This window comes from Pontibacter sp. HJ8, assembly GCF_054824225.1.
Map to the genome: position 1 here is coordinate 1 of NZ_JSYF01000004.1, position 11,784 is coordinate 11,784.

The 11,784-nt window shown below is 51.4% G+C and carries 13 protein-coding genes; 9 read left to right on the plus strand and 4 right to left on the minus strand.

Annotated features, from left to right (window positions below; translation table 11 throughout):
• Positions 1-378: 378 nt before the first annotated feature.
• Together mdh and tilS are read right to left on the minus strand one after the other, a co-directional pair.
• Positions 379-1,320: a malate dehydrogenase gene (gene mdh, locus OB13_RS00250; protein WP_461488128.1), complete on the minus strand. Its 942-nt coding sequence runs from the start codon at positions 1,318-1,320 to the stop codon at positions 379-381.
• 153 nt (positions 1,321-1,473) lie between these two features.
• Positions 1,474-2,802, minus strand: a complete 1,329-nt coding sequence (gene tilS, locus OB13_RS00255; RefSeq protein WP_461488129.1) for a tRNA lysidine(34) synthetase TilS — start codon at positions 2,800-2,802, stop codon at positions 1,474-1,476.
• A gap of 204 nt (positions 2,803-3,006) precedes the next feature.
• Between tilS and OB13_RS00260 the strand changes: the two genes are divergently transcribed.
• From OB13_RS00260 to OB13_RS00300, 9 genes are all read left to right on the plus strand, one after another.
• Positions 3,007-4,710, plus strand: a complete 1,704-nt coding sequence (locus OB13_RS00260; protein ID WP_461488130.1) for an OstA-like protein — start codon at positions 3,007-3,009, stop codon at positions 4,708-4,710.
• A 56-nt stretch (positions 4,711-4,766) separates the two neighbouring features.
• A complete protein-coding gene (locus OB13_RS00265) occupies positions 4,767-5,591 on the plus strand; it encodes an outer membrane protein assembly factor BamD (protein ID WP_461488131.1) in 825 nt (274 codons plus the stop codon).
• 11 nt (positions 5,592-5,602) lie between these two features.
• On the plus strand, positions 5,603-5,929 hold the full coding sequence (locus OB13_RS00270; RefSeq protein ID WP_461488132.1) for a DNA-directed RNA polymerase subunit omega: 327 nt from the start codon (positions 5,603-5,605) through the stop codon (positions 5,927-5,929).
• Between the two features lie 29 nt (positions 5,930-5,958).
• Entirely contained in the window at positions 5,959-6,495 is a 537-nt protein-coding gene (locus tag OB13_RS00275) for a flavoprotein (RefSeq protein WP_461488139.1), read from the plus strand.
• A gap of 10 nt (positions 6,496-6,505) precedes the next feature.
• Complete coding sequence (locus OB13_RS00280) at positions 6,506-7,138, plus strand: phosphopantothenoylcysteine decarboxylase domain-containing protein (RefSeq protein WP_461488133.1); 633 nt, start codon at positions 6,506-6,508, stop codon at positions 7,136-7,138.
• Complete coding sequence (gene porD / locus OB13_RS00285; protein WP_461488134.1) at positions 7,131-8,036, plus strand: type IX secretion system protein PorD; 906 nt, start codon at positions 7,131-7,133, stop codon at positions 8,034-8,036. Before OB13_RS00280 ends, porD begins: the two co-directional genes overlap by 8 nt.
• 68 nt (positions 8,037-8,104) lie before the next feature.
• Positions 8,105-8,335, plus strand: coding sequence for a hypothetical protein (locus OB13_RS00290; RefSeq protein WP_461488135.1), 231 nt, complete (start codon positions 8,105-8,107; stop codon positions 8,333-8,335).
• A 139-nt stretch (positions 8,336-8,474) separates the two neighbouring features.
• Positions 8,475-10,154, plus strand: coding sequence for a DNA repair protein RecN (gene recN, locus OB13_RS00295; protein ID WP_461488136.1), 1,680 nt, complete (start codon positions 8,475-8,477; stop codon positions 10,152-10,154).
• Positions 10,155-10,251: 97 nt separating this feature from the next.
• Positions 10,252-11,070, plus strand: a complete 819-nt coding sequence (locus OB13_RS00300) for an enoyl-ACP reductase FabI (RefSeq protein ID WP_461488137.1) — start codon at positions 10,252-10,254, stop codon at positions 11,068-11,070.
• A gap of 197 nt (positions 11,071-11,267) precedes the next feature.
• On the opposite strand, the gene OB13_RS00305 is transcribed toward OB13_RS00300, so the two are convergent.
• Positions 11,268-11,639 carry a cupin domain-containing protein gene (locus OB13_RS00305; protein WP_461488138.1) on the minus strand — a complete coding sequence of 124 codons (372 nt, stop codon included), beginning with the start codon at positions 11,637-11,639 and terminating at the stop codon, positions 11,268-11,270.
• A gap of 36 nt (positions 11,640-11,675) precedes the next feature.
• Positions 11,676-11,784, minus strand: a 109-nt coding sequence (locus OB13_RS00310) for a Kazal-type serine protease inhibitor family protein (RefSeq protein WP_461488140.1), incomplete at its 5' end; no start/stop codon positions are given.

An 11,784-nucleotide genomic window follows, 5' to 3' on the forward strand; every position in this document is an offset into this window, starting at 1 on the left:
CCAAACTCGCTGAACGCTCGAACAGTGGAGTGTCAACAAAGTGCACCGGGCTCAAGTCTTCGCTCTGTGGTGACAGTTGTAAGGATGTCTTACTATACCTTATACCTATCTGCTATGTTATACCTGCTGCTAAATGGATTATCTGGTTAACAGCAGCGGCCGAAAGTCCCCCTTTGAAGGGGGTAGGGGGATGACGCTACGCCTGCAATGAAACAAGACCTGTCAAAATGGAAAGGCTGGCTCCCCGCCTTAGATAAGGAGGGGCAGGGGTGGTTGGACCCGGTAACTGCGAAAATCCTGATCCAGACAATATAAAACCAAAAGCGCCGCTCCTTTGCAGAAGCGGCGCTTTTGGTTTTAATAAGTAAGGTATAGCAATTACGCTTTGGCAGCGTTGATGTTGTCAAGCGCATCCATTACTTCCTTCACGTGGCCACGCGAAGTTTCCAGCAGTTGCTTCTCTTCGTCGTTAAGTTGCAGCTCGATGATTTGCTCGATACCGTTCTTGCCCAGGATTACCGGCACACCCAGGTATACGCCATCGATGCCGTATTCGCCTTCCAGACGAACGCAAACCGGGAACACACGGCGCTGGTCGCGCACGATTGCCTCCACCATCTGAGCAGCAGCCGAACCCGGCGCATACCAGGCAGAAGTACCCATCAGTTTTACCAATTCGCCACCACCGTTTTTGGTGCGGTCTACAATGGCATTCAGCTTTTCTTCAGAGATCAACTCTGTTACAGGTATACCACCCACTGTAGTGTAACGTGGAAGCGGAACCATGGTGTCACCGTGACCACCCATCAGTACAGCCTGGATGTCTTTCGGAGATACATTCAGCTCCTCAGCCAGGAATGCTCTGTAGCGGGCTGTGTCCAGGATGCCGGCCATACCCATTACGCGGGTGCGTGGCAGTTTGGAAGTGATGTGTGCCGCGTACGTCATCACATCGAGTGGGTTGGAAACCACAATGATGATGGCGTTTGGCGAATGCTTCACAATGTTTTCCGTTACCGACTGCACGATGCCGGCGTTGGTAGAGATCAGGTCGTCGCGTGTCATACCTGGCTTGCGTGGCAAACCAGACGTGATCACTACCACGTCAGAGTCAGCAGTTTTGGTGTAATCGTTTGTAACGCCAACAGTGCGCGTGTCATACAGGTTGATGGGGGCTTTCTGCCAGATATCAAGCGCTTTGCCCTCAGCAAAACCTTCTTTAATATCCACTAAAACTACTTCGTTCGCGATTTCGCGGTAAGCCAGCACATCGGCGCACGTTGCACCCACGTTTCCAGCTCCAACTACGGTTACTTTCATTATAGTATATACTTTAAATTATGGTTTGAGAATCGGTTTACTTCCGTAAAAGTAGAAAAACTATCAGACATTAGACGTTAGACTTTAGATATTAGATATTAGTATGTAAATTTTGTTGAAACCACTTGGAATCTAATGTCTAACATCTAATAACTAACGTCCGACTAAAGAAATCTCGAGCACCTGCGTTGTCTTTTCTGTCACTTTGAAGCGGTTGTCCAGCCGCTGGCCCACGATCCAGGCGATGGACTGGTCTGATATCAATACCAATGTTTGGGCTTTCAGGTTGGCCGGCACTTTCCTGTCAATCAGGAAATCGCTGATCTTTTTTTTGCCGTTCATGCCCAACGGCACAAACCAGTCGCCTTCCTGCCAGGGGCGCAGGCGCAGCGGGAACTTCAGCAGATCGGCATCCAAGGCAGCTACATGCGGTTTGGTGTTGAGTTTATACTGGTCAGCGGCTATGTAGCGGAGTGTCAGCTGCACATGTTCTTCCGTCACTTCTGTCTGGCCCTGGGCAATCGTTATACTACCGTACCGGTTCAGGTTCCGGGGCGTGATCACCAGCTGGTCGCGGTCTTTGACCAGGGTATGGCTCGGGGAATCAAACTGCTTGCCGGAGATGCCCTCCAGTGCCTCCACCAGCTCCAGCACCACGGTATAGCTGAAGTTGAACGGCCGCAGCAGCTCGTGCAGCACAACCGGCAGTCCGGTGGCATTTTGCAGTGGCACCAGCGAGAGGTATACGGCGTCTTCTGCCTCCTGCACACTTTGTTGGCGCAGGTTGTCGATGTAGGCCGCTACGATCATCTCGGCCTGGCTCACCCGTTCGGCCGTGTGCTGCATGGTTTCCTCGAGGTTGGGATTGATTTCCTTAAGCACCGGAATTACCTCGTGCCTGATTTTGTTGCGCTGGTACTTGGTGGTTACATTGGAGCTGTCTTCGCGCCAGATGAGTTTGTTGGTGGTCACAAAGTCGTAGATGTCGTCTTTGGTAATGGAGAGCATGGGCCTGATGATATTGCCATTTTGTGCAGGTATGCCATGAAGCCCGGCTATACCTGTGCCCTTGGTCAGGTGAAGCAATATGGTCTCGGTGAGGTCGTTGCTATGGTGGGCCGTGGCAATGTAGTCGTAGCCTTCCTGGCGGCGCACCTGCTCAAACCAGGTATAGCGGAGCGTGCGGGCTGCCATCTGGATGGAGAGTTTCTCCTGTGCGGCAAAGGCTTTGGTATCAAAGTTTTCGGTAAAGAAAGGCACATCATACTTTTTGGCCAGCTTCTTGGCAAACAGCTGATCGGCCTCTGCATCCTCGGCCCGCAACCCGAAATTGCAATGTGCAATCGCAAACGTATACTTGAGTTGGTGCAGCACTTCGCAAAGCACGGCCGAGTCGATGCCCCCGCTGACGGCAGCCAGTATTCTACTTTCGGGCTGGCAAAGGTTGTGCGATTGGATAAAACCTAAAACTTTCTGTAGCATAAGGGAGCGGCTGGTATATTTTTTATAATTTTGATTTTTGGAGTATATAGTAGTTAGAAATTAGAAGTTAGACTTTTCACAGCGTCTATACCTGGTGTAAGCATTCAAGGTGATTGGTTGAATGAAGAATCACCGCATGAACTTAATGCCAGGTTTAACTTATGTCTAACATCTATAATCTAATATCTAGCGTCTAACTAATAAATGAACATCACAAAATTAGTCTATTCTATAGTCTTTACGCTATTGTCGCTGACAGTTTTGGCGCAGCAGCGGCCACCGGTCCCGCGTCCGGTTCAGTCGCAGCCGCAGCAACAACCGGCCCAGCCACGGATAAATCAGCCCCAGCAGCAGCCACAACAGCCGCAGAAACAGGAACGCGTAGAGTTACAGGGAGCTGATTCCCTGGAAGGCGGCACTTTCAATGGCCGTAAGATCACCAAACTGCTCGGAAACGTTATTTTCAAACAGAAAGAGACCTTCCTGTATGCAGACTCGGTATACCAGTTCCGGGACAGCGAGGTACTGGAAGCTTTCGGGAATGTGCGCATCAACCAGGGCGATACCGTAACGATGACCGGTACCCGGGCTACCTACGATGGCGCAAACCGCACGGCCAAAATGAGCGGCGGCGTGACCATGAAGGATCCCCGCATGACGCTCACCACGCCCAGCCTCGACTATAATATGGAGACCCGCACGGCAGTCTATACCGAAGGCGGTACGATTGTAGACCCCGAGAACCGTTTGCAGAGCCGCCGCGGAACCTATGACACGCAGTCCAAAGTTTTCACCTTCCAGCAAAATGTAAAGGTATTCTCTGCCGATTATGAGATCACGGCGGAGAACATGCGCTACAATACCGAGAGCAAGGTAGTATACTTTCAGGGGCCTACTTATATCAAAGGGCAGCAGGGCGACCTATATGCCGAGCAGGGAACTTACAATACCATCACCAAAGTATCCCGCTTCGGCCGTAACGCTTATATTCTGACCCCCGAATACCGCCTGGGAGGAGATGACCTGTACTACGACGAAGGCAAAGGGTATGGCGAAGCAAAGCAAAACGTCACCATGCGCTCACTCAAGGATGATGTGACCATCAGAGGGCAGGTGGGGCGCTACTGGCGTGATCAGGGGGTGGCCAAAGTGTCCGGCAGTCCTGTCATGGAAACGATCATGGACGGCGATACCTTGTTTATGGCGGCCGATTCGCTTATCTCCCGCGAACCCCAAGCAGCCGGAGAGCCCAGTATGTTGTATGCGTTCAACAATGTCAAGATCTTCAAAGCGGACCTGCAGGGCAAGTGCGACTCCCTGGCCTACAACCGGACCGATTCGGTGATGTACCTGAACAGGAACCCGGTGCTGTGGAATGAACAAAGCCAGCTGGTGTCAGACACGATCCGCATCCACCTGCGCAACAAGACGATTGACCGGATGTACATGTTCAGCAATGCCTTTATCACCTCCGAAGATACTATCAAGAATTTCAACCAGGTAAAGGGCCGCGACATGGTGGCGCACTTTAAAGGAGGGAAAATGCACCGGGTTAACGTGAACGGCAACGGCGAAAGCCTTTATTTTGCGCTGGAAGGCGATACGGTACTGACCGGTATGAACAAAGCCGTGTGCAGCGACATGGTGTTAAACTTTGCAGAAAATAAAGTGAAGACCATTTCGTTCCTCGTAAATCCGGATGCCAGCTTTATCCCGCCACACGAGTTGCAGGAAACAGATCGTAAACTGGAAGGCTTCAGCTGGCTTGCCGATCTGCGGCCTACCAAGAAAGATGTGACGAGCAGGCGGGTGGCGCTGAAGCCAGCCGCGAAACCAGCGAAGGCTGTTCCGGCAAAAGGTAAAAAAGCGCCGGCAAAGGCTGCCAAGCGGGCCCCGGCCCGGAAGTAAACACTATATTTTTCTCTCTTGTAAATCACAAGGATATTGTATAATTTTGCCCGTTCATGAACAGAGGAAATTTCCATACCGTCGCATTGTTCTGCCTTTTGCTTTTTACAGCCAGCTGCAGCAACTTTCAGAAGCTTTTAAAAAGCAACGACGTTGATCAGAAGTACAAGGCGGCTCTCGAATTTTACGAGAAAGGCGATTTCTATCGTGCCAACCAGCTGCTGGAGCAGGTAATGCCCCTGATGACAGGTAGGCCAGAAGCCGAGCAGGCTCGATTTTACTATGCCAACACACATTACCAGCAACGCGAGTACGTGCTGAGCGCTTTCCAGTTCCGTACCTTCTTCGAAACCTATCCAAGAAGTGAGCGGGCGGAAGAGGCGATGTTTTTGCATGCCAAGTCGCTCTACAATGATTCCCCTGATTTTGAGCAGGATCAGACCAGCACCGTGACAGCCATGGAGTCTATCCAGGAATTCCTGGTGCGCTATCCCAATAGCCAGTATGCGGCAGAGGCCAACACCATGTTCGAAACCCTCAGCGCCAAGCTGGACCAGAAATCATTTGAAAGCGCCCGGCTTTACCATAAGTTGAGCTATTTTAAGTCTGCTGTGGTGGCCTTTACCAATTTCCTGCGGGAGCATCCGTCTTCGCCCTACAGTGAGCAGGCATCTTACCTGCGGATAGACTCGCAGTACCGCTTTGCACTGGAGAGTGTGCCCGACAAGCAGGAAGAACGCTTCATGGAAGTGGTAGATTTCTACCAGAGTTTTATAGACCAGTATCCCGACAGCCGTTATCTGCGTAGTGCGGAGCAGGTGTATTCCAACACCATGTCGGAGATCGAGAAAATAAAGAAAACGAACCCAAGCAATTCATAAATTAAGTATATATGGCATCAGTTCCATCATCAATCGTTACCCGTAACATGGCCGACTTTGCAAAGCAGACCGGTAATGTGTACATGTCTGTTTCGGTGATCTCCAAAAGAGCGAACCAGATCTCAGTGAAACTGAAGGAAGAGTTGAACTCGAAACTGGCTGAGTTTGCTACGACTGTGGACAACCTGGAAGAGGTGTTCGAAAACCGTGAGCAGATCGAGATCTCGAAATACTACGAGCGTTTGCCTAAGCCTACCAACCTTGCTATCGAGGAGTTCCTGGAGGAGAAAGTATACATTCGTACCCCTGACGAAGAGACAGACGAAATAGCGCTGTAAGGCGAATGCTCCGAAACCGGAAAATAGTATTGGGAGTTTGCGGAAGTATAGCTGCGTATAAAGCAGCCTTACTCATCCGCTTACTCATAAACTCAGAAGCAGAAGTTCAGGTCATTTTGACCGCTTCTGCTTCTGAGTTTATAACCCCTCTCACTTTGGCCACCCTTTCCAAGCGGCCGGTGCTCACCAACTTTGTGCAGAATGAGCAGGGCGTATGGAACAACCACGTAGAGCTGGGCCTCTGGGCCGATGCCCTGGTCGTGGCGCCTGCCAGTGCCAACACCGTTGCCAAGTTTGCCAATGGCTTCTGTGATAACTTATTGTCGGCTACCTATCTTTCGGCGCGCTGCCCGGTATTTGTGGCGCCTGCCATGGACCTGGACATGTACCGCCACCCGTCGGTGCAGGCCAACTTTTTAAAGCTGCGTGGTTACGGAAACCACATCATCGAAGCCGGCTACGGAGAACTCGCCAGCGGCCTGGTAGGGCAGGGGCGTATGGCAGAGCCCGAAGAAATCGTACAAGTACTGGAAAATCATTTTGCAGCAGGTGGAAAAATCGTTTAGCGGTAAAAAAGTGCTGCTTACGGCAGGACCTACCTATGAGCCCATTGACCCGGTGCGATTTATCGGCAACCACTCGACCGGTAAAATGGGGTTTGCGCTTGCCGAGTGTTTTGCCCAACATGGCGCACAGGTGCAGGTGATAGCCGGCCCTACCCACATGCAAGCAACCCATCCGGCCATAACTGTGACTGCCGTCACGACGGCCGACGAAATGTATGCCGCTGTGAAGGAACTGGCACCATGGGCTGATATCTGGGTGTTTGCCGCTGCCGTAGCAGACTACAAACCCAAGGTAGTATCTGACCGGAAAATAAAAAAATCCGGGAACGCGCTGACGATAGAGCTGGTCAAAAACGTTGATATAGCAGCGGCGCTGGGCAAAGAAAAGCGGGAAGATCAGTTTGCAGTAGGGTTTGCCCTGGAAACAGACAACGAAAGCAGCAATGCCCGGGAGAAGCTGCAGAAGAAGAACCTGAACATGATCGTGCTGAACTCGCTCAACGATCCGGGTGCTGGTTTTAAGCATGATACAAATAAAATCACTATCATTGAGCGTGATGCCGCTACTGCTTTTGAGCTGAAGCAAAAGAGCCAGGTAGCGCAGGACATCGTCAACCTTATCTGGGAGAGACTGTATGCTTAAGAAATTACTTGTTCTGCTGTTTGTAATGAGTGCAGCGCTGGGTGCCAAAGCCCAGGAGCTGCAGTGCGATGTGGTGGTCAATAGCGAGCAGGTAGCGTATGCCGACCGGCAGTTGTTTACGGAGATGCAGAACCGGATCTTCGAATTCATGAACAGTCGCCGCTGGACAAACCAGACCTACCAGGTGGAGGAGCGCATCAAATGCCGCATCCTCATCAACCTGACCGAAATGCCCGAGATCGGTACCTTCCGGGCCAACGTGCAGGTGGTATCGGTGAGGCCGGCGCATGGCACCGGGTATGAGTCCACTCTTTTCTCTTTTGTCGACAAAGACTGGCTTTTCCAGTTCACGGAGGCACAACCGCTCGATTTTGCTGAAAATAACTTTTCGTCCAACCTGTCTTCCATGCTGGCTTACTATGCCTACATGATCATCGGGATGGACAACGACAGCTTTGGCCGCCTGGGAGGCACACCGGCTTTTGACCGGGCCCGTAGCATCCTCAACCTGGCCGCTTCCCAGAATTCTGTCTACCCGGGCTGGCGTCCGTTTGAAGGCAATCGGAACCGCTACTGGATGATCGACAACATGCAGGACCCGCAGTTTGTGCCTTTTCGCGAAGGCTTGTATACCATGCACCGCCAAGGGATCGACCTGATGATACAGGATCCGGAGAAAGCCCGCAAAGCGACCCTGGCCGTACTGAAGGACATCCAGAAGCTGTCGCAGCAAAAGCCTGGCGCCGCTATTCTCCGGTCGTTCTTTGATGCGAAGTCAGATGAGCTGATCAATATTTTTAAAACAGCCGCCCCGGCTGACAAGCAAGCTGCCTATACCTTGCTCACGCAGGTGGACCCGACCAACAACGCCAAATACGAAGTATTACTTCAGCGCTAGCCTTTTCCAAATCTCACAGAAAGCGCGTATCTTCACGGTGCGGTGGCCTCTGCTGCCTTGCCATACCTATGGGGAAACGCCAGATCAGGATTTTCAGAAAAAATATACCGCAGCACTTGCCTGAACTGCTGATGCAGGGATTTGTGCAAGTCATCATGCGGAACCGGGTGGTGTTGCAGGGCGTGCTAAAAGTTGCCAGTGAAGAAGAATTTGAGCTGCTGGACGGGCGCAGAAGCCGGCACGTAGTACCGGTACAGGAGATCGAAGAAGTGATATACGATATAGAAGCGCCGTATTAGTGACTGGGGAGGGTGCTCCTGCTTTTAGGAAAGTAGAAATCATTACCTGTAACAAACAGAACAATTAACAACCGAATTATCGAACGAAGCATTGGCAAAAAGTCTTATAGCTTGTGTCTAATGTCTTGTGTCTTTTAATATGCTGATCGATCTAAAAATAAAAAACTACGCGCTGATAGAGCAGTTGGAGATGAATCCATCGCCGGTGCTCAATATTATCACCGGCGAAACCGGTGCGGGTAAGTCCATTATGCTGGGCGCCATTGGCCTGCTGCTGGGCAACCGGGCCGATTCCAAATTGCTCTTCAACCAGGAGCAGAAGTGTGTGATCGAAGGCGTTTTTGATATTTCGCAGTATAACCTGAAAGAGGTATTTACAGCCGAGGACCTGGACTTTGATGAGCAGTGCATTCTGCGCCGCGAGATCAGCCCGAGCGGCAAGTCGCGCGCCTTTGTCAATGACACCCCTGTCACGCTGGACGTGCTCCGTAAGATCGGCGAAAACCTGATGGACATCCACTCGCAGCACGACACGCTGCAGTTGGGCGACACCAGTTTTCAGCTCAACATTCTTGACATCTATGCTGGCAACACGTCGCTCGATATTTATGCCGGCAACCTGAGCTACCTGAAGGACTACAACGAGACTTACCGCAGGTATAAGAAACTGGAAGGCGACTATAAGAAACTGACCGACCAACTGGCCCAGGCACAAAAGGAACTGGACTACAACACTTTTCTGCTGAATGAACTGGAGGAAATCAACCTACAGACCGATGAGCAGGAGCAGCTGGAAACCGAACTGAAGGAACTGGAAAATGCCGAAGACATCAAGCTGAAGCTAACCCAGGCGGTACAGCATCTTTCGGAGTCCGAATTCAACATCACCTCCGCACTCAAAGACACGGCGCACCTGATCGGGCAACTGGCCCTGTTCTCACCCAAGTATGAGGAGCTGCGCACCCGCACCGAGAGCTGCATGATCGAGCTCAACGACATCGCCGGAGAGCTGGAAGATGCTGAGCGCCGGACAGAAGCTGACCCGGCCCGTACTACCGAAGTACAGGAGCGCCTCAACGTGATCTATACCTTGCAGCGCAAGCACCAGGTACAGACCATAGCCGAGTTGCTGGAGATACAGCGTGAACTGGAAGGCAAGGTAGGCAGCGTGCTCAACCTCGACAATGCCATCGCCAGCACAGAAAAGGCGATGAAGGAGGCGGAGAAGGAAATGCTGGAAAAAGCGGCCTTGCTTTCGGAGCGCCGCAAAGCATCCTTTGGCAAGTTTGAGCAGGAACTATACGTGCTGCTGGCCGAACTGGGTATGCCAAATGCCCGCATCGTCATCCAGCACAAAGATGCAGCGCCTACCGCCACCGGCACCGATGAGATCAGCATCCTCTTCAGTGCCAACAAGGGCTCGGCCCCGCAGACCTTGGTAAAAGCCGCTTCAGGAGGTGAATTCTCCCGATTGATGCTCAGTGTGAAGTATATGCTGGCCGATAAGACCGCGCTGCCCACCATCGTTTTCGATGAGATCGATACAGGTATATCCGGAGAGGTAGCCGTGAAAGTAGGCCGCATGATGCAGCAGATGGCCCAGAAGCACCAGATCATTGCCATCTCGCACCTTCCCCAGATTGCCGCGCAAGGCAATTCACATTACTTTGTGTACAAGGAGGACCGGGAAGACCGTACCATCAGCCGGGTGAAGAAGCTCAATGAAGAGGAACGCGTAAATGAGATCGCACACATGATCGCGGGAGCCAATCCGAGTGCCAATGCCTTTCAAAGTGCGAAAGAGTTGCTCTCACTATAACAAGATATTGCTATATTGCTGCCCCGTTTGGACTCGTATAAGGAAGGAGAAGAAGCGGTGGCAAATCGTAACAAATAAAATATAATACATAGAAGACATGTCTTACAATCTGCTTAAAGGAAAGAAAGGAATCATTTTCGGTGCATTGGACGAAAAGTCAATTGCCTGGAAGGTAGCAAAGCGTGCCCACGAAGAAGGCGCCGAGTTTGTACTGACGAACGCCCCCATGGCCATGCGTATGGGGGAGATCAGGAAACTGGCCGAAGAGTGCAATGCGGAGATCGTTCCTGCGGATGCTACTTCTGTAGAGGAACTGGAAAACCTGTTCACAAAGGCACAGGAAATCCTGGGCGGCAAAATTGACTTTGTGCTGCACTCCATCGGAATGAGTCCGAACATCCGCAAAGGCAAGTCTTATGGCGACATGAACTACGACTGGTTCCAGAAAACGCTGGATGTGTCTGCGCTTTCTTTCCACAAAGTAATGCAGGTGGCTGAGAAGCAGGACGCCATGAAGGAGTGGGGCTCAATCGTAGCCCTGTCTTACATCGCAGCTCAACGGGTATTCCCTGACTATACCGATATGTCGCAGGCGAAGGCTGTACTGGAGTCTATTGCCCGTAACTACGGCTACCGCTATGGCAAGCTGAAGAACGTGCGTGTGAACACCATCTCTCAGTCTCCTACCAAGACAACAGCCGGAACAGGCGTAGGTGGCTTCGATGCTTTCTATGATTATGCAGATAAGATGTCGCCGCTGGGCAATGCATCTGCCGAAGCCTGCGCTGACTACTGCATCACCCTGTTCTCTGACCTGACCAAAATGGTAACGATGCAGAACCTGATGCACGATGGTGGCTTCTCTACCATGGGTATTTCAGAGGACGTTGTAAACATGATCAACAAGCAATCTTAGTAGATTGATTTGAAAATTTGGAGATGTGAAGATTTGAAAATGATCTTCATGCTCTGAAAGGGAAAGCCCCTGTCACTGATGTGCCAGGGGCTTTTTTATTTTTCATAATGTAGAATTTTATTCTACTAAACAGGTATAGGTATAAGCCTGCTCAAGTCAAAATCTCCACATCTTCAAATTTCCACATCTTCAAATCATTATTCTTCCTCCCGGTGCACACTGCTGATGTCGAAGGCGGGCACGCACACGGACCAGTATTCTGTCTCCTCGTTGTAAGGGTTGGAGTAGCGTATGCGGGCGCCGGCTTTTATCAGGATAGACTCGCCGGCTTCCACGACCACTTCTTCGCCATCAATCTCGATGAGCTTGCGGCCGCGCAGCACGATGGTGATCTCGTCGAATTCAGGGGTCTGGTGCGGCTCGCCCCAATGTGGGGGAGCTACCATGTGCGCCACACTAAAACCGCCTGTGTGGGTGGAGGCAAGACCGAAATGCTCTTCGATGAGTTTGCCATCGGTTGTCGGCACCCGGAATGGCTTGGTCTGTTTCAGGTATTTCTTTTCGTTCATAGCTTTATTTTCAGAAGGTTGTGGTATAGGCACTTGTTATTGTTTATCCGGGCAGGCACCCTTGGTAGAAGCCGTCACACCGGAGCGGTTTGCTTCGCAGGCGTTGCCGTAGGTCTTGCCATCGCAGCCGCAAACCGGGTCATAT

What these genes read in the sequence shown, in the direction of transcription:
- mdh (WP_461488128.1), bottom strand. Translation starts at nt 1,320, where the DNA reads ATGAAAGTAACCGTAGTTGGAGCTGGAAACGTGGGTGCAACGTGCGCC.
- tilS (WP_461488129.1), bottom strand. Translation starts at nt 2,802, where the DNA reads ATGCTACAGAAAGTTTTAGGTTTTATCCAATCGCACAACCTTTGCCAG.
- OB13_RS00260 (WP_461488130.1), top strand. Translation starts at nt 3,007, where the DNA reads ATGAACATCACAAAATTAGTCTATTCTATAGTCTTTACGCTATTGTCG.
- OB13_RS00265 (WP_461488131.1), top strand. Translation starts at nt 4,767, where the DNA reads ATGAACAGAGGAAATTTCCATACCGTCGCATTGTTCTGCCTTTTGCTT.
- OB13_RS00270 (WP_461488132.1), top strand. Translation starts at nt 5,603, where the DNA reads ATGGCATCAGTTCCATCATCAATCGTTACCCGTAACATGGCCGACTTT.
- porD (WP_461488134.1), top strand. Translation starts at nt 7,131, where the DNA reads ATGCTTAAGAAATTACTTGTTCTGCTGTTTGTAATGAGTGCAGCGCTG.
- OB13_RS00290 (WP_461488135.1), top strand. Translation starts at nt 8,105, where the DNA reads ATGGGGAAACGCCAGATCAGGATTTTCAGAAAAAATATACCGCAGCAC.
- recN (WP_461488136.1), top strand. Translation starts at nt 8,475, where the DNA reads ATGCTGATCGATCTAAAAATAAAAAACTACGCGCTGATAGAGCAGTTG.
- OB13_RS00300 (WP_461488137.1), top strand. Translation starts at nt 10,252, where the DNA reads ATGTCTTACAATCTGCTTAAAGGAAAGAAAGGAATCATTTTCGGTGCA.
- OB13_RS00305 (WP_461488138.1), bottom strand. Translation starts at nt 11,639, where the DNA reads ATGAACGAAAAGAAATACCTGAAACAGACCAAGCCATTCCGGGTGCCG.